The organism is Streptomyces solicavernae, from assembly GCF_029968095.1.
In the GTDB taxonomy this organism is placed as follows: Bacteria; Actinomycetota; Actinomycetes; order Streptomycetales; family Streptomycetaceae; genus Streptomyces; species Streptomyces solicavernae.
On record NZ_JASCIR010000032.1, the window covers coordinates 11,564 to 32,343 of the forward strand.

Consider the following 20,780-nt stretch of genomic DNA (forward strand, 5'->3'; position numbering starts at 1 on the left):
TCTTCCGGAGGTCTTCCACCGTGACCGCCTCGTCCAGGCCGCCCTTCACGCACCTGCACGTCCACACCCAGTACTCGCTGCTCGACGGCGCGGCCCGGATGAAGGACATGTTCAACGCCTGCAACGAGATGGGCATGACCCATGTCGCGATGACGGACCACGGCAACCTCCACGGCGCGTACGACTTCTTCCACTCCGCGAAGAACGCCGGCGTCACCCCGATCATCGGCATCGAGGCGTACGTCGCGCCCCAGTCCCGGCAGTACAAACGGAAGATCCAGTGGGGCCAGCCGCACCAGAAGCGGGACGACGTATCCGGTTCGGGTGGTTACACGCACAAGACGATCTGGGCGTCGAACAGCACGGGCCTGCACAACCTCTTCAAGCTCTCCTCGGACGCGTACGCCGAGGGCTGGCTGCAGAAGTGGCCCCGCATGGACAAGGAGACCATCGCCCAGTGGTCGGACGGCCTGATCGCCTCCACCGGCTGCCCCTCCGGCGAGCTCCAGACCCGCCTCCGCCTCGGCCAGTTCGACGAAGCCCTGAAGGCCGCCTCCGAGTACCAGGACATCTTCGGCAAGGACCGGTACTTCCTGGAGCTGATGGACCACGGCATCGAGATCGAGCGCCGGGTCCGTGACGGCCTCCTGGAGATCGGCAAGAAGCTCGGCATCCCGCCGCTGGTGACGAACGACTCGCACTACACGTACGCGCACGAGTCGACGGCGCACGACGCCCTGCTCTGCATCCAGACCGGCAAGAACCTCTCCGACCCGGACCGCTTCCGCTTCGACGGCACGGGTTACTACATGAAGTCGACGGACGAGATGTACGCCATCGACTCCTCCGACGCCTGGCAGGAGGGCTGCCGCAACACGCTCCTGGTGGCCGAGCAGATCGACACCACCGGCATGTTCGAGAAGCGCGACCTGATGCCGAAGTTCGACATCCCGGAGGGCTTCACCGAGGTCACCTGGTTCCAGGAGGAGGTCCGGGTCGGCATGGAGCGCCGCTATCCGGGCGGCGTCCCCGAGGACCGCCAGAAGCAGGCCGAGTACGAGATGGACACGATCATCTCGATGGGCTTCCCCGGGTACTTCCTCGTCGTGGCCGACTTCATCATGTGGGCCAAGAGCCAGGGCATCGCGGTCGGCCCCGGCCGAGGCTCCGCGGCCGGCTCGATCGTGGCGTACGCGATGGGCATCACCGACCTCGACCCGATCACGCACGGCCTGATCTTCGAGCGGTTCCTCAACCCCGAGCGCATCTCCATGCCCGATGTCGACATCGACTTCGACGAGCGCAGGCGCGTCGAGGTGATCCGGTACGTGACGGAGAAGTACGGCTCCGACAAGGTCGCCATGATCGGCACGTACGGAAAGATCAAGGCGAAGAACGCCATCAAGGACTCCGCGCGCGTGCTCGGTTATCCGTACGCGATGGGCGACCGCCTCACCAAGGCCATGCCCGCCGACGTCCTCGGCAAGGGCATCGACCTCTCCGGCATCACCGACCCCAAGCACCCGCGCTACAGCGAGGCGGGCGAGATCCGGGGGATGTACGAGAACGAGCCGGATGTGAAGAAGGTCATCGACACCGCGAAGGGTGTGGAGGGCCTGGTCCGGCAGATGGGTGTGCACGCGGCCGGCGTGATCATGTCCAGCGAGCCCATCGTCGACCACGCCCCGCTGTGGACCCGGCACACCGACGGCGTGACGATCACGCAGTGGGACTACCCGCAGTGCGAGTCGCTCGGCCTGCTCAAGATGGACTTCCTGGGCCTGCGCAACCTCACCATCATGGACGACGCCGTCAAGATGGTCCGGGCGAACAAGGGCATCGACCTGGAGATGCTCAACCTCCCGCTCGATGACCCGAAGACCTTCGAACTCCTCTGCCGCGGTGACACCCTCGGCGTCTTCCAGTTCGACGGCGGCCCGATGCGCTCGCTGCTCCGCCAGATGCAGCCCGACAACTTCGAGGACATTTCCGCCGTCTCGGCCCTGTACCGCCCGGGACCGATGGGCATGAACTCGCACATCAACTACGCGGAGCGGAAGAACGGCCGCCAGGAGATCACCCCGATCCACCCGGAGCTCGAAGAGCCCCTGAAGGAGACCCTGGGGCTCACCTACGGCCTGATCGTGTACCAGGAGCAGGTGCAGAAGGCCGCCCAGATCATCGCCGGATACTCGCTCGGCGAGGCCGACGTGCTGCGCCGCGTGATGGGCAAGAAGAAGCCCGAGGAGCTGGAGAAGAACTTCGTCCTGTTCCAGGCGGGCGCCCGCAAGAAGGGCTTCTCCGACGCGGCCATCCAGGCCCTGTGGGACGTCCTGGTCCCGTTCGCCGGATACGCGTTCAACAAGGCCCACTCCTCCGCGTACGGCCTGGTCACCTACTGGACGGCGTACCTCAAGGCGAACCACCCCGCCGAGTACATGGCGGCGCTGCTCACCTCGGTGAAGGACGACAAGGACAAGTCGGCCGTCTACCTCAACGAGTGCCGCCGCATGGGCATCAAGGTGCTCCCGCCGAACGTCAACGAGTCGGTGCACAACTTCGCGGCCCAGGGGGACGACGTGATCCTCTTCGGCCTGGAGGCGGTCCGCAACGTCGGCACCAACGTCGTCGAGTCGATCATCCGCTCCCGCAAGGCCAAGGGGAAGTTCAGCTCCTTCCCCGACTACCTCGACAAGGTCGAGGCCACCGCCTGCAACAAGCGCACCACGGAATCGCTCATCAAGGCGGGCGCGTTCGACACCATGCACCACACCCGCAAGGGCCTCACCGCGCAGTACGAGCCGATGATCGACAACGTCGTCGCGGTCAAGCGCAAGGAGGCGGAGGGGCAGTTCGACCTCTTCGGCGGGATGGGCGACGAGCCGGGCGGCGGCGACGAGCCGGGCTTCGGGCTCGACGTGGAGTTCTCCGAGGACGAGTGGGACAAGACGTATCTCCTCGCGCAGGAGCGGGAGATGCTCGGGCTCTACGTGTCCGACCACCCGCTGTTCGGCCTGGAGCACGTCCTCTCCGACAAGGCGGACGCGGGCATCGGGCAGCTCACCGGCGGTGACTACTCGGACGGCTCGATCGTCACCATCGGCGGCATCATCTCCGGCCTCCAGCGCAAGATGACCAAGCAGGGCAACGCCTGGGCCATCGCCACCGTCGAGGACCTCGCGGGCTCCATCGAGTGCATGTTCTTCCCGGCGACGTACCAGCTGGTGTCGACCCAACTCGTCGAGGACGCCGTGGTGTTCGTCAAGGGCCGCCTCGACAAGCGCGAGGACGTGCCCCGCCTGGTCGCCATGGAGATGCAGGTCCCCGACCTCTCCAACGCCGGCACCAACGCCCCGGTCCTGATCACCATCCCGACGGTCAAGGTCACCCCGCCCATGGTCAGCCGCCTCGGCGAGGTGCTCAGCCACCACAAGGGCAACTCCGAGGTCCGTATCAAGCTGGTCGGCGCCCGCAAGACCACGGTGCTCCGGCTCGACAAGCACCGGGTGCAGCCCGACCCGGCGCTCTTCGGCGACCTGAAGGTGCTGCTCGGCCCGCAGTGCCTCGCCGGCTGACCGCGCAGCACCCCGGCCGGACGGAACTCCGGTGACGCGCGCATGACGCGCGAAGGGCGCGCCCCGTTTCGGGGCGCGCCCTTCGGCACTGTGCCGGGCGGTGTGCGGCCTGCGTCAGTTGTGGCCGAACTTCTTCTGCTTACGGCTGCGTTCGGCAAGGTTCGACGGACTGGGGGAGTCGCTCGGCATCGCCGATTCGGTCTGCTGATCCGTGCCGCGCTCCGAGGGGCGCTGCCGGCCGCGGTTCTGCTGGGCCTGTTGGCGATTCTTGTTCTTGGCCATGGTGATCTGCCTCCTGAGGGTGATCTAGGGGCCAGGGCCGGGACCAGATTCACATAAGCTGACATAGTGCGCATGTCAGAGAATTACCGTGCGTCATTGCCGTACGCCTTAACCGATCCGGGGAAACCGCGCGCCGAACTTGCCGAAACGCCACGCCGAAGATCGAGTTCGGGACGTCAACCCCTGTGCGGTCGGGCAGACTCGAAAGACAACCCGAACCGAACCCGCACCCGATTCCCGTAGTCGGGGAGCCTCAGGGAAAGAGGGTGGAAAGCGTGGACCGCTGCGTCGTCCTGGTGGACGCCGGATATCTGCTCGGTGCCGCCGCGAGTCTTCTCGCCAAGGAACCCTCACGGTCACGGATCACCGTCGACCATCCCGCCCTCATCCAGGCCCTCCGCGAACGCGCCGAGACCGAGACCGAGCGCCCCCTGCTGCGGATCTACTGGTTCGACGGCGCCCCCGACCGCGTACCGCAGCCCGAGCACCGCAGGCTCCGCGTGATGCCGCGGGTCACCGTCCGGCTCGGTGCCCTGACCCGCAGCGACGGGCGCTGGGCGCAGAAGGGCGTGGACGCCGCGATGCACGCCGAGCTCACCGAACTCGCCCGCAACCGCGCCTGCTCCGACATCGTGCTGGTCACCGGCGACGGCGATCTGCTGCCCGGCCTGATGTCCGCCAAGGAACACGGAGTCGCCGTCCACCTCTGGGCCGTGCAGGCCGCCGACGGGGACTACAACCAGTCCGAGGACCTGGTCGCCGAGGCCGACGAGCGGCGGGTGCTCGACCGCGCGTGGATCACCCAGGCGGTACGGGCGAAGGAGATCACCGGGGTCTGCGCACCGCAGCCCGCGCCCCGCCCCGAGATCGCCGCGATCCTCTCCGCGCCGCTGCCCGAGTCCGCGCTCGCCGCGGCCGCCGAGCACGCTCCGGAGGAGCCCGCCGCCCAGCAGAACGGCGCCGCCGCCGCGCCCCGCGACGCCGAACCCACCGGGCCCGAGCGCACCCCGGCCAAGCCCGGCGTCCCCACGCCCAAGGACCTCGCCGCGCTGCACGGCCCCGGCGCCCCCACCGGCAAGGACCACACCAACGCCACCCTGCGCTGGTCCTCCGACAAGGGCTGGATCGACCGGCCCGGCGGCCCCGGCGAGCCCCCCGAGATCGCCGCGCTGCCCACCCTCGCCCAGCTCACCACCGCCGAACAGCGCTGGGCGGACCGCGAGGAGGACATCACCACGGTCGGCGGCGACCCCTTCGAGGTCGGCCAGGTCTTCGCCCGCCGCTGGATGGCCCGGCTGCCCGAGACGGCCGAGGTGCAGAAGCTGTCCGGTATGTACCCGCGCATCCCTCACCGCATCGACGGCGAACTCCTGCGCTACGCCGCCCGGTTCGGCCTCCTCGCCCACAAGGACGACCAGATCGACGAGCACGACCGGTACGCGATCAGGGCCGGCTTCTGGCGCGAGGTCGACGTGAAGGTGGCTGCACCGGCGCCTTCGGGGGAGTAGAAGCCCCGTACGTCGCCCTCGTCGCCCTCGTCGCCCTCGGCCCCCTCGGCCCCCTCGGCCCCTGCAGGAGCGGGGGCGGTGTCCCCGGGGAGGCCCAGGGGTGGGCGGTCCCGTAGGCTCCTCCCTCGTGAGTACGCGTACCGGCCACCCGAATCACGGTGCACACGGCGACGGGACCGTGTGCGAGACGCGTGAGCTGGTCAAGACGTATCCGGCCGCGCGCGGGCGCCGGGGCGCGCCCGCGACGCCCGCCGTGCGCGCCACCGACGCCGTGTCGCTCCGCGTGCGCCGCGGCGAGATCTTCGGCCTGCTCGGCCCCAACGGCGCCGGCAAGTCCACCCTCGTACGCCAGCTCACCGGCCTGATGCGGCCCGACTCCGGGAGCGTGCGGATCCTCGGGCACGACGTCGTGCGCCACCCCGAACGGGCCGCGCGGCTGCTCGCCTACCTCGGCCAGGAGTCCACCGCCCTCGACGAACTGACCGTCGCCCTCGCCGCCGAGACCACCGGTCGGCTGCGCGGCCTCGACGTCGGGGCCGCCCGCGCCGAGCGGGACGCCGTGCTGGACGAGCTCGGCCTCGCCCCGCTCGCCGGGCGCCCCCTGAAGAAGCTGTCCGGCGGACAGCGGCGCCTCGCCTGCTTCGCCGCCGCCCTCGTCGGCGAGCGGCCGCTGCTCGTCCTCGACGAGCCGACCACCGGCATGGACCCGGTGGCCCGGCGCGCCGTGTGGGCCGCCGTCGACCGGCGCCGCGCCGAACGCGGCACCACCGTGCTGCTCGTCACCCACAACGTCATCGAGGCGGAGACCGTGCTCGACCGGGTCGCCGTGCTCGAACAGGGCCGCGTCATCGCCTGCGACACCCCCTCGGGCCTCAAGGGCGCCGTCGCCGGAGAGGTCCGGCTCGACCTCGTCTGGCGCGAGAGCGCCCCGCTCGACGTCCCGGAGGTCGCCGCCCTGCACGGCGCCGCCGAGGAGACCGGCCGCCGCTGGACCCTGCGGCTCGCGCCCGACGAGGCCCGCGCCGCCGTCGCCGCGGTGACAGGGGGAGCGGCCTTCGCCGCGCTCGATGACTTCACGCTGGCCACGCCGAGCCTGGAGGACGTGTACCTCGCGCTCGGCGGGCGTACGAAGGGTTTGGTGAAGGTGTGACGACGCTGCACGAGACGGAGACCGCCTCGGGTGCGGGCGCCGCCGCGGCCGAGGCCCCGCTCGCCCCGGCCGCACGCCTGCTGCCCGCGCTCGGCGCCGTCTACCGGGCCCAGCTGTCCCGGGCGCGCGTCGCCCGCATCCCGCTGCTGTTCGTCGCGACCTTCCAGTCCGTCGGGATCATGGTCCTGATGCGTGGCGTCGTCGACGGGGGCCAGGAGGCGCGGGCCGTGGTCGCCGGTTCGGCGGTGCTCGTCGTGGCGTTCGTCGCGCTGAACCTGCTCGCCCAGTACTTCGGCCAGCTGCGCGCCCAGGGCGGCCTCGACCACTATGCGACGCTGCCCGTGCCGCCCGCCGCCGTCGTCCTCGGAGCTGCCGGGGCGTACGCCTCGTTCACCGCGCCCGGCACGCTCGTCACGGCCGTCGTGGGGAGCCTCCTCTTCGGGCTTCCGCTCACGCACGTATGGGTGCTCTTGGCCGTGATCCCGCTCGCGGGCGCCGCGCTCGCCGGGCTCGGTGCGGCCCTCGGGCTGCTCGCGCCGCGGCCCGAACTGGCCACGCTCCTCGGCCAGCTGGGCATGTCGGCGGCGCTGCTCCTGGGCGTGCTGCCGGCCGAGCGGATGCCGGTGCTGCTGCAGTACGCGCGCGACCTGCTGCCCTCGACGTACGGCGTGGAAGCGTTCGCCCGGACCTTCGACGCACACCCGGACTGGGCGGCCGTCGGGCTCGACCTCGCGGTGTGCGCGGGCGTCGGCGTCGCCTCGCTCGCCCTCGCCACCTGGGCGTACCGGCGGGCCGCGGTCCGCTGAGGCCGGCGGATGATCGCCGGGCCGGGGCCGCCGTCCTCCGCGGCGCCTGGCACGATGGCAGGGTGACCGCACCGCACACACCTCCCCACAAGGCCTCCGCCCACCACTCCTGGGCGGCGCCGCAGCCGCCGTACGCCGCCGTGCCTCCGGGCGCAGACGAGGGCGGGCCCGGACTGCAGCGGGAGCTGACCGAGGCGGCGTCGGTCGCGGTGGTCCTCACGGTCCTCGGTGCGCTGCTCGGCCTGCTGTGGGGGCAGCTCGCGCCGCGGGTCCCGCTCGTCGCCGACGACAAGGCCGTGTTCCTCAAGGAGATCGAGGGCGAGCAGGCGATCGGCGCCGACGGCACGTTCATCCTGTTCGCGCTCGGCTTCGGGCTGGTCAGCGCCGTCGCGGTGTTCCTGTGGCGCAGGCGCGGCGGCCTCCCGCTGGTCGTCGGGCTTGCGCTCGGCGCGCTGCTCGCGTCCGTCGTGGCCTGGCGGCTCGGGCTGCTGATCGGACCCGGCGACGACGTGGTGGCTCGCGCCAAGGAGGCCGGCCCCGGAGTCGCCTTCGACGCGCCGCTGAAGCTGAGCTCCCTCGGCGCGCTGCTCGCCTGGCCGATCGCCGCGCTCGCCGTGCACCTCGGCCTCACCGCGCTGTTCGGCCCGCGCGACCCCGAGTTCGCCGACGGGCCGTACCACGCCTGGCCCACCGAGCCGGGCGAGGCACACCCGTACCCGTACCCGCCGGAGCAGGGAACGCAGGGCACGCAGGGCTCACGTACGGACTGACACCCGCAGGGCACGCGTACGACTGACTCGCAGGGCACGCGTACGACTGACTCGCCAGGGCGCCCACGGGCCGAACCGAGGGCCGGAGCGAGCCCTCAGGCCCGCCCGATCGGCGCGAGCACCGCGCCAGTGAGCTTCGCCAGGTCCTCCGGGGACAGCTCCACCTCCAGGCCGCGGCGGCCCGCAGAGACGCAGATCGTGGCATGGGCGGAGGCCGATGAGTCCAGGACCGTCGGCAGGCGCTTGCGCTGGCCGAGCGGGGAGATCCCGCCGCGGACGTAGCCCGTGGTGCGCTCCGCGGCCGCCGGGTCGGCCATACTGGCGCGCTTGCCCTCCCGTCGCCCGCCACCACCCTTGTCCGGATGCGCTTCGCGCGCCCCTCTCACCGCTCCGGCCAGCGCCTTCAGGTCGAGCGAGCCCGCGACCGGGACCACGGCGACCGTCAGCGCGCCGTCCACGTCGGCGACCAGGGTCTTGAAGACGCGGTCCGGGGACACGCCCATCGCCTCGGCCGCCTCCTCGCCGTACGACGGGTGGGCCGGGTCGTGCTCGTAGGCGTGCACCGTGAACGGGACTCCCGCCTCGGTGAGGGCCACCGTCGCCGGAGTGCCGCCGGACTGCTGCTTCCTGGACTTGGACTTCTTCGCCATGGGGGACTTCTTCGCCATCGGGGACTTCCTCGCCATCGGCCCTCGCCTGCGGGGACGCGGTCAGTTCATGCTCGTCGGCCCGCGCGTCAGGTCGACGGCGGGCAACGACGGCAGGTTACGGATCACCGCGGTCTCCGCGCGCAGCAGTTTCAGCTCGTCCCGCAGCCGCGACGCGGTGTCCGGGGCCTGGAGGAGCCGCTGCTTGGTCGGGGTGTCCAGGACGGCCGCGGCGGCCACCAGGTACGACACCACCGACGGCTCGTCCGGCAGTTCCGCACCCGACGACAGGGACCGCTCACGGGCGCCCGCGAGCCGCTTCTGGTAGTTCCGGAACGCCCGCAGGACGCCCTCGGCGAGCGCCCCCGCCTCGTCGCCCGGGTCCTCCTCCAGCTCCTCCACCTCGGCCGTCAGATACGGGCCGGAGGCGTCCACGGAGTGCAGCCGGACGCGGGTCGTGCCGGTGGCCAGGACCTCGAAGCTGCCGTCGGCGCGCTCCCGTACCGTCGCGGCGTCCGCGATGCAGCCGACGCCGTGGAACGACTTCAGCGGGTCGGGGCCGAACCCGGCCGCCGCGCCGCGCTCGGGCACCGCCGTGGCGTCGGGCAGGCCCGGCTCGGCGGGCGCCACCTCATGGCCGTCGCGGATGGCGACGACGGCGAACCTGCGCGGCTCGTCGGAGTCGTCGGGCGCGGCCTTGACGAGGTCGCGCATCATCGCGCGGTAGCGCTCCTCGAAGATGTTCAGAGGCAGCACGAGTCCCGGGAACAGCACGGTGTTCAGCGGAAAGAGCGGAAGCCGGACGGTGGTCACGACGGACTAGCCTAATGGCCGCTCACGCCCGCCCGGAGCGGGTCCGCCCAGAGCGGACTTTTCCGGCCCGCGCCCGCAGCGGCGTCGCAGCGGCCACGTCCAGGCGTACGCCGTCGCGCACTTCGAGGAACTGGCCGAGCGGATCCGGCGAGATCCGGTCCCACGGGAAGGACGTCGCGTACGGCCCGATCAGCCGCAGCTGCTCCAGGGCGTCGCCCCACCGCTCAAGCCGGACCAGGACGTACGCGAGCAGGTTGCGGACCTCCGCCGGGTACGGGTCGCCCGCCTCGTACGCCGCCGACAGCTCGATCGCGCAGTCCGCCGCCGCGTGCAGCCGGCCCGCAGGCACCGAGGACCGGCCGGGCCCGGACAGATACGCGAACACGGCCCGCACCGGCAGCGCCCGCACCAGCGAACCCGGCAGTGCCTCGGCCGCCGCCCGCTCGGCGAAGTCGAAGCACTCGCGGTGCGAGCCGTACCAGGACGCCGAGAGGTACTGCAGCGCCGCGGCGTGACAGCCGTAGTGGTGCGGGGAGCGGCGCACCGCCTCCGACCACAGCGCGTGGAACGCGGTACGCGACACCCCGCAGCCGCGCGCGTGGTCCAGGGCGATCCGCCAGGGCACCGGGTCGCGCCGGTCGGCCTGAGCCGCGGCGGTGATCAGCGGGGCCGCCTCGCGCAGGAGCTCGGCGCGGGACGGCCACTCCCAGGCGTGCCGGACCGCCAGTTCGGCCTTGAGGAGCAGCACGTCCGGGTCGTGCGGCGCGGCGGCCAGCCAGGCCTCGAACCAGTCGCCGCGGCCCTGCGCGAACGCGGCAAGGCGCAGCAGGCAGCGGTCCCGGTTCTCCCACTCGGCGGCCTCGCGCACGTGCGCGAGCAGCTTCGCGGCCGGCTCGTACTCCCCGCGGCCCGCGGCGAGCAGGACCGGGGCCAGGAGCTCGTCGGGCGCGTCGAGGAGCACCGCGTCGTCGGCCGGCAGGCCCGCCGCGAGCCGCGGCGCGTGCCGGAGCATCCGGGCCGTGCCGATCACGGCACGGAACAGCGGCATGGTGGGGAGCCCTCCCTTGCACCTGGTGGAGACGGAGGCGCACCTGGTGGTTGCGGAGGGATGGACGGTCCTGCGGGCCCGTGGGTTGTATGCCGACCGGTAACGGTTCGGCCGCGACACACCTGAGGGTGAATCCCGCACCCGGACGGCTCAGCCGCGCCGCAGCAGCCTTGACGCGCCCGCCGCCACCGTCGTCGCCAGGATCCAGCCGAGCAGCACCAGCGCGGCCGCCGCCCACTGCCAGTGCCCCTCCACCCGCCAGTGGCCGTCCTGGCCCAGGTTGATCACCGGCACGAGCAGGTCGAGGGCGTACAGCGAGGGGTTCCACACCGGGCCCTCGCCGGACTTCATGGCGGGCGGCCGGTACTGCGCGAACGCGATCGCGCCCAGCGCCCACAGCACCGCCATCCACACCGCCGCCCGGCCCGGCCGGTAGCCGTACGCCACCGTCCAGTCCTGCGCGTACCCCCAGAACTTGCCCGCGAGCGGCAGGGTCTCGCGGCGGCGGCGCTGCTTGGCGAGCAGCACCTCGCGCGCGTCCGCGTCCTCGCCGCTGTTGCGCAGCACCGTCGCGAGCTTCTCGTACGGCTCCGGGCTGTACTCGGGTGTCGCCGAGAGCACCCACTCCAGGCGCCGGGCCAGCGGGAAGCTGCCGCGCGGGACCAGGTTCTCGTACGTGAAACCGCCGACCCGCAGCTGGCCGGGGCCCGGCCAGCTCGTCGACTTGTCGATCAGGTTGACGATCTTCGCGCCGGACAGGACCACACTGCCGCGCGCCGGCTTCTCGCCCAGGAAGCGCAGCTCGGGCGCCTGGATGCGGCGCAGCGACAGCTCCTGCTCGCTCTCCATCTGGAAGCGGGCCTGCTCGAAGTCGACCGCGTCCCCGAACCGACCGTCGTCGAGCCGGATCCCGCCCTGGCACTCGAACTTCTGCACCCGCACCCCGCGCGCCGGCGTCGAACCGCCGGTCAGCGGCGGGTTGGAGGCCGCGGCGGGCGTCATGTAGAGCGTGCGCTCCACGGTCAGCTGCGGGGCGTTCAGGGCCTTGCTGCCGTACGGGTTGAGCAGCCGGCTGCCGCGCAGGCTCAGGGAGACCCCGATCTGCGCGCCGCGCAGGGTCATCTCGCCGTGCGAGTCCATCAGTTCGGCCTGGAAGTCCTGGCCGACCGTGAGCCCGTCGCCGGTGAGCGTGCGGCCGCGCCGGTCGCGGTGGACCACGGCCTGGTTGAGGAGCAGGTCGGTGCCGATCTGGGCGTCGGTGAGGCGGATGCCGCGGTGCACATGGCAGCGCGGCAGGTGCAGGTCGCCCTCGGTGTGCAGGCGGGCCGCCTCGAACCGCGGGATCGAGCAGTCCACCAGGCGCAGCGTGGAGAACCGGCTCTCCGGCAGCACGATCTCCTTCTCGAACCGGCAGCCCTTCATCTCCACGTACGGCTCGACCGTGCCGCCCGCGACGTCAAGGGTTCCGGTGATCTGCACCCCGGTCAGCTTGATCGACGAGACCCGCCCCGGCAGCGGCGGCGGCCCGTCCAGCATCAGCAGGCAGATCACCCGCGCCCGCACGCTGCGCTCCGGGCCCCAGGGGTGGCCGCCGTGCGGGTCGTCCACCTCCTGGTCGCCGCTGGACAGGTCGTATCTGCTGCCGTTCTGGAAGGCCTGCCACATGCCGATCTCGGCCGCGGTCAGGCCGTCCGGCATGTCCGTGTGCTGCCCGTCGACCACTGCTGCGGTTCCTCCCCGTACCCCGTGCCCTGAAGGTGCCGATCCCCGTCCCCGGACCCGCACCGCTGGTCATGCCCGCTGCATGCCCGCTGCGTGACGGAGCGAACGCTAGTCGTGAAGCCGATCTTCCGGGGAGCCCTTGTTCCCGCTCTTTCCCGTCTCGTCATCGGCCAGGGGCTTGTATCAGCCATTGATACGGGCGATCGCCCCCACGGGCCGTCTGCGAGAATTGGTGGCGTGATCTCCCGAACCGATCTGCGCGGTGACTCCCTCCCCGAGGGAAGCGCCCTGCGCGACCTGCTGCCCCGTGCCGAGTTCGACGTCGCGGCCGCCCTGGACAAGGTGCGGCCCATCTGCGAGGACGTGCATCATCGGGGCACCGCGGCGCTGATCGAGTACGCGCGGAAGTTCGACGGAGTCGAGCTCCAGCAGATCCGGGTCCCGGCCGAGGCGCTGGCCAAGGCGCTCGCCGAGCTGGACCCCGAGGTGCGCGCCGCCCTTGAGGAGTCCATCAAGCGCGCCCGCACCGTCCACCGCGAGCAGCGCCGCGCCCCGCACACCACGCAGGTCGTGCCCGGCGGCACGGTCACCGAGAAGTGGGTGCCGGTCGAGCGCGTCGGCCTGTACGCACCGGGCGGCCGCTCCGTCTACCCGTCCTCCGTGATCATGAACGCGGTCCCGGCGCAGGAGGCGGGCGTCGAGTCTGTCGCCCTCGCGTCGCCGCCGCAGAAGGAGTTCGGCGGGCTTCCGCACCCGACGATCCTCGCCGCCTGCGCCCTCCTCGGCGTCGACGAGGTGTACGCGGTGGGCGGAGCCCAGGCCGTGGCCATGTTCGCGTACGGCACCGAAGGCCCCGACGGCTGCGCCCCGGCCAACATGGTCACCGGCCCCGGCAACATCTGGGTGGCCGCCGCCAAGCGCTACTTCACCGGCAGGATCGGCATCGACGCCGAGGCCGGACCGACCGAGATCGCGATCCTCGCCGACGACACCGCCGACCCGGCGCACGTCGCCTCCGACCTGATCAGCCAGGCCGAGCACGACCCGATGGCCGCCGCCGTCCTCGTCACCGACTCGGTCGCGCTCGCCGACGCCGTCGAGAAGGAGCTGGAGCCGCAGGTCGCGGCCACCAAGCACATCGAGGACCGGATCAAGCCCGCCCTGGCGGGACGCCAGTCCGCGATCGTCCTGGTCGACGGCCTGGAGGAGGGCCTGCGCGTGGTCGACGCGTACGGCGCCGAGCACCTGGAGATCCAGACCGCCGACGCCACCGCCGTGGCCGACCGCGTCAAGAACGCCGGAGCGATCTTCATCGGCCCCTGGGCGCCGGTCTCGCTCGGCGACTACTGCGCGGGCTCCAACCACGTGCTGCCGACCGGCGGTTGCGCCTGCCACTCCTCCGGCCTGTCCGTGCAGTCCTTCCTGCGCGGCATCCACATCGTGGACTACTCGCGGGACGCCCTCGCCGATGTCGCCCACCACGTGGTGACGCTCGCCGAGGCCGAGGACCTGCCGGCGCACGGTGCCGCGATCAAGGCGCGTTTTGTCGGAGGCGAACCAAACCAGCGCAGCGAGTGGAAGGTTCCGGGCCAGGAGGTGACGGGGACCAAGTGACCAGGATCGACGACCTCCCCATCCGCGAAGAGCTCCGCGGCAAGTCCCCGTACGGCGCACCCCAGTTGGACGTCCCCGTCCGCCTGAACACCAACGAGAACCCGTACCCGCTGCCCGAGCCGCTGGTCGAGCGGATCGCCGAGCGGGTCCGCGAGGCCGCCCGCGAGCTGAACCGCTACCCGGACCGGGACGCGGTCGAGCTGCGCACCGAACTGGCCCGCTACCTCACCCGCACCGGCGGGCACGAGGTCACGGCGGCCAACGTCTGGGCGGCCAACGGCTCCAACGAAGTGATCCAGCAGCTGCTCCAGACCTTCGGCGGCCCCGGCCGTACGGCGATCGGTTTCGAGCCCTCGTACTCGATGCACTCGCTGATCTCCCGCGGCACCGGCACCGGCTGGATCTCCGGGCCCCGCAACGACGACTTCACGGTCAACACGGAGCAGGCCGAGAAGGCCATCGCCGAGAACCAGCCGGACGTCGTCTTCATCACCTCGCCCAACAATCCCACGGGCACCGCCGTCCCGGCCGAGACCGTCCTCGCGCTCTACGAGGCGGCGCAGGCGGCCAAGCCGTCCCTGGTCGTGGTGGACGAGGCGTACGTCGAGTTCAGCCACGGGACCTCGCTGCTCCCGCTGCTCGAAGGTCGGCCGAATCTCGTCGTCTCGCGGACCATGTCCAAGGCCTTCGGCGCGGCCGGGCTGCGCCTCGGCTACCTCGCCGCCGATCCGGCGGTGGTGGACGCGGTGCAGCTGGTGCGGCTTCCGTACCACCTCTCCGCCGTCACCCAGGCCACCGCGCTCGCCGCCCTGGAACACACGGACACGCTCCTCGCGTACGTGGACCAGCTCAAGCAGGAGCGCGACCGGATCGTCCGCGAGCTGTGGGAGATGGGGTACGAAGTCACCGCGTCCGACGCGAACTTCGTGCAGTTCGGCCGCTTCGAGGGTGAGGGCGGAGCCCACGACGTATGGCAGCAGATCCTGGACCGGGGCGTCCTGGTGCGGGACAACGGCGTGCCCGGCTGGCTGCGGGTCACCGCCGGAACCCCGGAAGAGAACGACGCGTTCCTCGATGCGGTACGCGAACTCAAGAAGGAGCAGGAGCAGAGCGCATGAGTCGCGTCGGGCGCGTGGAGCGCACCACCAAGGAGACCTCCGTCCTCGTCGAGATCGACCTCGACGGCACCGGAAAGGTCGATGTTTCGACCGGGGTCGGCTTCTACGACCACATGCTCGACCAGCTCGGCCGCCACGGCCTCTTCGACCTCACCGTCAAGACCGAGGGCGACCTGCACATCGACAGCCACCACACCATCGAGGACACCGCCCTCGCCCTGGGCGCCGCCTTCAAGCAGGCCCTCGGCGACAAGGTGGGGATTTATCGCTTCGGCAACTGCACGGTCCCGCTGGACGAGTCGCTCGCCCAGGTGACGGTGGACCTGAGCGGCCGCCCGTACCTCGTGCACACCGAGCCCGAGAACATGGCGCCGATGATCGGCGAGTACGACACGACGATGACCCGGCACATCTTCGAGTCCTTCGTCGCCCAGGCGCAGATCGCCATGCACATCCACGTGCCGTACGGCCGCAACGCCCACCACATCGTGGAGTGCCAGTTCAAGGCCCTCGCGCGCGCCCTGCGGTACGCCTCCGAGCGGGACCCGCGGGCCGCCGGCATCCTCCCGTCGACGAAGGGCGCGCTCTAGTCATGAACGGCCTCTCGACCATCCTCATCGTCGTCGGCCTGTTCCTGATCGGCGGCGTCATCTCGTTCGTCAAGCAGGGCATGGGCAAGAGCCTCGTCACGCTCCTCTCGATCGGCGCCGGCATGTGCCTGCTCGCGGGAGTCCTGCGGCTCGACTACTGGAACTGACATGCTCGAATACGGGAACTGACATGTTCGAATACGGGAACTGACATGACTGAGAAGAAAGTTGTCGTCTTCGACTACGGCTTCGGCAACGTCCGCTCCGCCGAGCGGGCCCTCGCCCGCGCCGGGGCCGACGTCGAGATCACCCGTGACTTCGACCAGGCCATGAACGCCGACGGCCTCCTGGTCCCCGGCGTCGGCGCCTTCTCCGCCTGCATGCAGGGGCTGAAGGAGGCGCGCGGCGACTGGGTCGTCGACCGGAGGCTCTCCGGCGGGCGGCCCGTGATGGGCATCTGCGTCGGCATGCAGATCCTCTTCGAGCGGGGCATCGAGCACGGCGTCGAGGCCGAGGGCCTGGACGAGTGGCCCGGCACGGTCGGCCCCCTCAAGGCGGAAGTCGTCCCGCACATGGGCTGGAACACCGTCGAGGCCCCCGAGGGCTCCGAGCTGTTCAACGGCCTCTCCCCGGACGAGCGTTACTACTTCGTGCACTCGTACGCCGTGCACGACTGGACCCTGCAGACCGCCAACCCGGCGATGCGCGCCCCGCTCGTCACCTGGTCCACGCACGGCGAGCAGTTCGTGGCCGCCGTCGAGAACGGCGCGCTGTGGGCGACGCAGTTCCACCCCGAGAAGTCCGGCGACGCCGGAGCGCAGCTGCTGAAGAACTGGATCTCCGTACTGTGACGACTGTGAACAAGCTTGAACTCCTCCCCGCCGTCGACGTCCGCGACGGCCAGGCCGTCCGCCTCGTGCACGGCGAGTCCGGCACCGAGACCTCCTACGGCTCCCCGCTGGAGGCCGCACTCGCCTGGCAGAACTCCGGCGCCGAGTGGCTGCACCTGGTCGACCTGGACGCCGCGTTCGGCACCGGCGACAACCGCGCGCTGATCGCCGAGGTCGCGGGCGCCATGGACATCAAGGTGGAGCTGTCCGGCGGCATCCGCGACGACGCGTCCCTGGAGGCCGCCCTCGCCACCGGCTGCACCCGCGTCAACCTGGGCACGGCAGCCCTGGAGACCCCCGAGTGGGTCGCCAAGGTCATCGCCTCGCACGGCGACAAGATCGCCGTCGGCCTGGACGTGCGCGGCACCACCCTGCGCGGCCGCGGCTGGACCCGCGACGGCGGCGACCTCTACGAGACGCTGGAGCGCCTCAACAACGAGGGCTGCGCCCGCTACGTGGTGACGGACATCGCCAAGGACGGCACGCTGCAGGGCCCCAACCTGGAGCTGCTGCGCAACGTCTGCGCCGCGACGGACCGCCCGGTTGTGGCCTCCGGCGGTGTCTCCTCGCTCGACGACCTGCGCGCCATCGCGGAGCTCGTCCCGCTCGGCGTCGAGGGCTCCATCGTCGGCAAGGCCCTGTACGCCAAGGCCTTCACCCTCGAAGAGGCCCTGGAGGCCGTGTCTTCATGAGCGACGTACGACGGGTGCAGAGCGGCAGTCCCTGGGAGGAGTCCTTCGGCTTCGCACGCGCCGTCGCGGCGGGCGACCGGGTCGTCGTCGGCGGCACCACCTCCTTCAAGGGGATGGTGCTGCATGGCGAGGGCGACCCGTACGAGCAGACGCGCGTCGCCCTCGCCAACGCCCTCGACGCGATCGGGCAGTTCGGCCTCGGCGCCGAGTCCGTGGTGCGTACGCGGGTGCTCCTGACCCACGCGCGGGACGTGGACGAGGCGGGGCGGGCGCACCGGGAGGTCTTCGACTCCGTGCGCCCGGTCATGACGATGATGGTCGTCAGCGGCTTCGTCGACCCGCGCATCCTGGTCGAAGTGGAACTGGAAGCCTTCCTGGGCGGCGCCCGGGACGCGTACGAGGAGCCTGAGCAGTCATGACCCTGGCGGTCCGAGTCATCCCCTGCCTGGACGTGGACAACGGCCGGGTCGTCAAGGGCGTCAACTTCCAGAACCTGCGCGACGCGGGCGACCCCGTCGAGATGGCCAAGGTGTACGACGCCGAGGGCGCCGACGAGTTGACGTTCCTGGACATCACCGCGTCCTCCGGCAACCGCGAGACGACGTACGACGTGGTCCGCCGCACCGCCGAGCAGGTCTTCATCCCGCTCACCGTCGGCGGCGGCGTCCGCACGGCCGAGGACGTGGACAAGCTCCTTCGCGCGGGCGCGGACAAGGTCGGCGTCAACACGGCCGCGATCGCCCGCCCGGACCTCATCCGCGAGATCGCCGAGCGCTTCGGCCGCCAGGTCCTGGTCCTTTCGGTCGACGCGCGCCGCACGGAATCCGGCTCCTTCGAGGTGACGACCCACGGCGGGCGCCGCTCCGCGGGCATCGACGCGGTCGAATGGGCCCACCGGGCGGCCGAGTTGGGCGCGGGCGAGATCCTCCTCAACTCCATGGACGCGGACGGCACCAAGGACGGGTACGACATCGAGATGATCGAGGCCGTACGGGCCCACGTCTCCGTCCCCGTCATCGCCTCCGGCGGCGCCGGACGCCTCGATCACTTCCCGCCCGCGGTCGCCGCCGGCGCCGACGCGGTCCTCGCGGCCTCCGTCTTCCACTTCGGCGACCTGCGCATCGGCGAGGTCAAGGGGACGCTGCGGGGGGCGGGGTACCCGGTTCGGTAGGGGTGAGCTGGGTGAGCTGGGTGGGCTGGATGAGCTGATTCCCCGCCGCCGACGGCACGTTTCCGCCACCACCAGCCAACCGCACAGTTCGGCAACGGGCTTAGCTGTCAGCAGAGTTGTGCAAAACTTATTGCGCAACTTTCCTTGCGTATCTACCTTCGAACGCATGGCGAAGAAGAGCAGCACCACCGGCACGGGGCCCGTCACGGACTCCGGCACGGGCCCCGGCACGGACGAGACGGCTCCGGCGAGTGTCGAACTCCGGCGTGCCGCCGCCCGGCAGGCCCGCCGCAGCTCCCAGGGCGAGCCACGCACCATCGAGGACCTCGCCACGCTCAAGGCCCTCGGCCATCCGCTGCGCATGAAGCTCTACCGCGCGCTGTATGTGGCCGAGACCGCCACCGCGTCCCAGCTGGCCGCGACCGTCGACGAGGCGGTGTCGCTGGTCAGCTACCACCTGCGCAAACTCGCCGAGCACGGCCTCATCGAGGACGCCGACACTCCGGGCGGCGACGGGCGCGAGCGCTGGTGGCGCACCGCGTCGGACGGTGTGCGCACCCGCGAGCGGGACTTCACCGACGCCCCCGAGAAAGTCGTGGCGCACAGCGCCCTCTCCCGCCTCTCCCTGGAACAACGCGGCGAGCTGTACCGCGACTTCATAGCCGCAGGCCCCGCCTGGGACGAGGAATGGCGCTCGGCCTCGTTCAGCTCCGAGGCCTTCACCCGCATGACCGTCGAAGAGCTTCGGCAGCTCAGCAACGAACTGCACGCCGTCGTTCAGCGCCACAAGGACCAGGCCCTCGCCGCCGAGGAAGCCGGCCGGACAGCAGGGCGCGAACACGTGGCGGTCCACTTCTACGGCTTCCCGTTCCGGCCATGACCAGCACGCCGCAACCCCCGCTCGGCGCACCCACACCCGCACCCGCACCCGCACCCGCACCCGCACCCGTATCGGCGGCGGAACGCCCCGCCCACCGCGACGGCAACGTACTGCGCTGGCTCACGGCCTACACGGCGTCGATGATCGGCGACGCCGTCTACTTCGTAGCCCTCGCCTGGGCCGCGACCCGCACCGGCAGCCCCGGACAGGCCGGACTCGTCCTCGCCCTCGGCGCCGCCCCGCGCGCGGTGCTGATGCTCGCCGGAGGAGTGATCGCCGACCGGTTCGGGCCGCGCCGCGTCGTCATCGCCAGCGACACCGCGCGCTGCCTCGTGATGCTCGCCGTCGCCGCGCTGCTGACCGTCACCGACCCCGGCCTCTGGCTGCTCGCCCCTGCCGCCCTCGCCTTCGGCGCCCTGGACGCGCTCTTCCTGCCCGCCGTCGGCGCCCTGCCGCCCCGCCTGACCACACCCGGCCAACTCGCCCGCGTACAGGGCATGCGCGGCGTCGCCGCCCGCATCGGCCTCGTCACGGCAGGACCGCTCGGCGGGCTCGCCGTCTCCGTCGGCGGCTCGGCCGCGGCATTCGGCACCGCGGGCGCCCTCTTCGCCCTCTCCCTCGCCCTGCTCGCAGCGGTACGCATACGACCACTGCACACGGATGCGGATGCGGATGCGGATGCGGATACGGGGTCGGGCACGGACACGGGCACGGGCACGGATACGGGCACGGGCACGGATACGGGGCCGGGTGCGAGCGCGGTCGCGCGTGCCGAAACCGAACAACCCCTCCACACCCAACTGGCCGACGGACTGCGGTACATCGCCCGGCACCCCGTGCTGCGGCCGCTCGTCCTCGTCCTCGCCATCACCGAACTCGGCTTCTCCGGGCCCGCCAACATCGGCATCGCCCTGCTCGCCCAGGAACGCGGCTGGGGCGCCACCGGACTCGGCTGGATCATCGGAGGCTTCGGCATCGGCGCGGGCGCCGCCTCCGCCCTCCTCGCCGTACGCGGACGCATACCCCGCCCCGGAGTCGTCCAGAGCATCACCCTGATCACCGGTGCCGCCGCCCTCGCCGCCATCGCCTACGCACCCTCGATGCCGCTCGCCGTGGCCGCGGCGGGCTGCACCGGGCTCTCCGTCGGCCTGGCCGGAGCCGTGTCCGCGGCGCTCCAGCAGACCGTCACCGCCCCCACCCACCTCGGCCGCGTCACCTCCGTGTGCACCCTCGCCACCCTGGGCGTCGCCCCCCTCTGCTACCCGGCCGTCGGCGCCGCCGTCGGAACCTGGGGCACCGGCCCCGTCTTCCTCGCAGGCGCCGCCCTCAGCGCCCTCGGCGCTGCCCTCAGTCTCTGCGCCCCCGCCCTGCGCGCCGCCCGACTACCGCACTGACCCGCACCCCGGCCCGTACGGCACGCCGCAACTCCCGCCGGAACCAGCCAGGTGCCCCCACCGGGCAACCTTCGGACCCGGCCGAAAGAGGGCGGCGCCCGGCCGGGTGT

20 protein-coding genes are annotated in these 20,780 nt (G+C 71.7%); 15 read left to right on the forward strand and 5 right to left on the reverse strand.

Annotated elements, in window-relative coordinates; translation table 11 throughout:
- The first annotated feature begins 20 nt into the window (after positions 1-20).
- Complete coding sequence (gene dnaE / locus QIS99_RS26630) at positions 21-3,575, forward strand: DNA polymerase III subunit alpha (protein ID WP_282516207.1); 3,555 nt, start codon at positions 21-23, stop codon at positions 3,573-3,575.
- 114 nt (positions 3,576-3,689) lie between these two features.
- On the opposite strand, the gene QIS99_RS26635 is transcribed toward dnaE, so the two are convergent.
- Positions 3,690-3,857 (reverse strand): hypothetical protein, encoded by a 168-nt coding sequence (locus QIS99_RS26635; protein WP_282516209.1) that lies wholly within the window; start codon positions 3,855-3,857, stop codon positions 3,690-3,692.
- Between the two features lie 275 nt (positions 3,858-4,132).
- Between QIS99_RS26635 and QIS99_RS26640 the strand changes: the two genes are divergently transcribed.
- The 4 genes from QIS99_RS26640 (at position 4,133) to QIS99_RS26655 (ending at position 8,091) form a co-directional block, all read left to right on the forward strand.
- Positions 4,133-5,365 carry an NYN domain-containing protein gene (locus QIS99_RS26640; RefSeq protein WP_282516255.1) on the forward strand — a complete coding sequence of 411 codons (1,233 nt, stop codon included), beginning with the start codon at positions 4,133-4,135 and terminating at the stop codon, positions 5,363-5,365.
- A gap of 178 nt (positions 5,366-5,543) precedes the next feature.
- Positions 5,544-6,515: an ABC transporter ATP-binding protein gene (locus QIS99_RS26645; RefSeq protein WP_282516256.1), complete on the forward strand. Its 972-nt coding sequence runs from the start codon at positions 5,544-5,546 to the stop codon at positions 6,513-6,515.
- Entirely contained in the window at positions 6,512-7,321 is an 810-nt protein-coding gene (locus QIS99_RS26650) for an ABC transporter permease (RefSeq protein ID WP_282516210.1), read from the forward strand. Before QIS99_RS26645 ends, QIS99_RS26650 begins: the two co-directional genes overlap by 4 nt.
- 62 nt (positions 7,322-7,383) lie before the next feature.
- Positions 7,384-8,091, forward strand: coding sequence for a hypothetical protein (locus tag QIS99_RS26655; RefSeq protein WP_282516211.1), 708 nt, complete (start codon positions 7,384-7,386; stop codon positions 8,089-8,091).
- Positions 8,092-8,186: 95 nt separating this feature from the next.
- Here QIS99_RS26655 and QIS99_RS26660 read toward each other — a convergent pair whose 3' ends face one another.
- The 4 genes from QIS99_RS26660 to QIS99_RS26675 all read right to left on the reverse strand — a co-directional run bounded on the left by QIS99_RS26660 (position 8,187) and on the right by QIS99_RS26675 (position 12,297).
- Positions 8,187-8,741, reverse strand: a complete 555-nt coding sequence (locus QIS99_RS26660) for an aminoacyl-tRNA deacylase (protein ID WP_282516257.1) — start codon at positions 8,739-8,741, stop codon at positions 8,187-8,189.
- A gap of 60 nt (positions 8,742-8,801) precedes the next feature.
- A complete protein-coding gene (locus tag QIS99_RS26665) occupies positions 8,802-9,551 on the reverse strand; it encodes an LON peptidase substrate-binding domain-containing protein (protein WP_282516212.1) in 750 nt (249 codons plus the stop codon).
- A gap of 22 nt (positions 9,552-9,573) precedes the next feature.
- Entirely contained in the window at positions 9,574-10,599 is a 1,026-nt protein-coding gene (locus tag QIS99_RS26670) for a hypothetical protein (protein ID WP_282516213.1), read from the reverse strand.
- A 150-nt stretch (positions 10,600-10,749) separates the two neighbouring features.
- Positions 10,750-12,297, reverse strand: coding sequence for an oxidoreductase (locus QIS99_RS26675; RefSeq protein ID WP_282516258.1), 1,548 nt, complete (start codon positions 12,295-12,297; stop codon positions 10,750-10,752).
- A 261-nt stretch (positions 12,298-12,558) separates the two neighbouring features.
- Between QIS99_RS26675 and hisD the strand changes: the two genes are divergently transcribed.
- The 10 genes from hisD (at position 12,559) to QIS99_RS26725 (ending at position 20,670) form a co-directional block, all read left to right on the forward strand.
- Positions 12,559-13,935, forward strand: a complete 1,377-nt coding sequence (gene hisD / locus QIS99_RS26680) for a histidinol dehydrogenase (protein ID WP_282516214.1) — start codon at positions 12,559-12,561, stop codon at positions 13,933-13,935.
- Positions 13,932-15,053, forward strand: a complete 1,122-nt coding sequence (locus tag QIS99_RS26685) for a histidinol-phosphate transaminase (protein WP_282516215.1) — start codon at positions 13,932-13,934, stop codon at positions 15,051-15,053. Before hisD ends, QIS99_RS26685 begins: the two co-directional genes overlap by 4 nt.
- Entirely contained in the window at positions 15,050-15,643 is a 594-nt protein-coding gene (gene hisB / locus QIS99_RS26690; RefSeq protein ID WP_282516216.1) for an imidazoleglycerol-phosphate dehydratase HisB, read from the forward strand. Before QIS99_RS26685 ends, hisB begins: the two co-directional genes overlap by 4 nt.
- Before the next feature lie 2 nt (positions 15,644-15,645).
- A complete protein-coding gene (locus QIS99_RS26695; protein ID WP_282516217.1) occupies positions 15,646-15,810 on the forward strand; it encodes a hypothetical protein in 165 nt (54 codons plus the stop codon).
- A 45-nt stretch (positions 15,811-15,855) separates the two neighbouring features.
- Positions 15,856-16,494, forward strand: coding sequence for an imidazole glycerol phosphate synthase subunit HisH (hisH, locus tag QIS99_RS26700; protein ID WP_282516218.1), 639 nt, complete (start codon positions 15,856-15,858; stop codon positions 16,492-16,494).
- Between the two features lie 5 nt (positions 16,495-16,499).
- The gene (priA, locus tag QIS99_RS26705; protein ID WP_282516219.1) at positions 16,500-17,225 is read left to right on the forward strand and encodes a bifunctional 1-(5-phosphoribosyl)-5-((5-phosphoribosylamino)methylideneamino)imidazole-4-carboxamide isomerase/phosphoribosylanthranilate isomerase PriA; all 726 of its coding nucleotides are present in this window, start codon (positions 16,500-16,502) and stop codon (positions 17,223-17,225) included.
- Entirely contained in the window at positions 17,222-17,644 is a 423-nt protein-coding gene (locus QIS99_RS26710) for a RidA family protein (protein WP_282516220.1), read from the forward strand. The genes priA and QIS99_RS26710 overlap by 4 nt, the downstream gene beginning before the upstream one ends.
- Positions 17,641-18,396 carry an imidazole glycerol phosphate synthase subunit HisF gene (hisF, locus tag QIS99_RS26715; RefSeq protein ID WP_282516221.1) on the forward strand — a complete coding sequence of 252 codons (756 nt, stop codon included), beginning with the start codon at positions 17,641-17,643 and terminating at the stop codon, positions 18,394-18,396. The genes QIS99_RS26710 and hisF overlap by 4 nt, the downstream gene beginning before the upstream one ends.
- A gap of 166 nt (positions 18,397-18,562) precedes the next feature.
- Complete coding sequence (locus tag QIS99_RS26720) at positions 18,563-19,276, forward strand: ArsR/SmtB family transcription factor (RefSeq protein WP_282516222.1); 714 nt, start codon at positions 18,563-18,565, stop codon at positions 19,274-19,276.
- On the forward strand, positions 19,273-20,670 hold the full coding sequence (locus QIS99_RS26725) for an MFS transporter (protein ID WP_282516223.1): 1,398 nt from the start codon (positions 19,273-19,275) through the stop codon (positions 20,668-20,670). Before QIS99_RS26720 ends, QIS99_RS26725 begins: the two co-directional genes overlap by 4 nt.
- Positions 20,671-20,780: the final 110 nt, after the last annotated feature.

Coding starts and splice junctions, on each gene's coding strand:
- QIS99_RS26635 (WP_282516209.1), bottom strand. CDS start 3,857: ATGGCCAAGAACAAGAATCGCCAACAGGCCCAGCAGAACCGCGGCCGG.
- QIS99_RS26660 (WP_282516257.1), bottom strand. CDS start 8,741: ATGGCGAAGAAGTCCAAGTCCAGGAAGCAGCAGTCCGGCGGCACTCCG.
- QIS99_RS26670 (WP_282516213.1), bottom strand. CDS start 10,599: ATGCCGCTGTTCCGTGCCGTGATCGGCACGGCCCGGATGCTCCGGCAC.
- QIS99_RS26675 (WP_282516258.1), bottom strand. CDS start 12,297: ATGCCGGACGGCCTGACCGCGGCCGAGATCGGCATGTGGCAGGCCTTC.
- hisB (WP_282516216.1), top strand. CDS start 15,050: ATGAGTCGCGTCGGGCGCGTGGAGCGCACCACCAAGGAGACCTCCGTC.
- QIS99_RS26695 (WP_282516217.1), top strand. CDS start 15,646: ATGAACGGCCTCTCGACCATCCTCATCGTCGTCGGCCTGTTCCTGATC.
- hisH (WP_282516218.1), top strand. CDS start 15,856: ATGACTGAGAAGAAAGTTGTCGTCTTCGACTACGGCTTCGGCAACGTC.
- QIS99_RS26710 (WP_282516220.1), top strand. CDS start 17,222: ATGAGCGACGTACGACGGGTGCAGAGCGGCAGTCCCTGGGAGGAGTCC.
- hisF (WP_282516221.1), top strand. CDS start 17,641: ATGACCCTGGCGGTCCGAGTCATCCCCTGCCTGGACGTGGACAACGGC.
- QIS99_RS26720 (WP_282516222.1), top strand. CDS start 18,563: ATGGCGAAGAAGAGCAGCACCACCGGCACGGGGCCCGTCACGGACTCC.
- QIS99_RS26725 (WP_282516223.1), top strand. CDS start 19,273: ATGACCAGCACGCCGCAACCCCCGCTCGGCGCACCCACACCCGCACCC.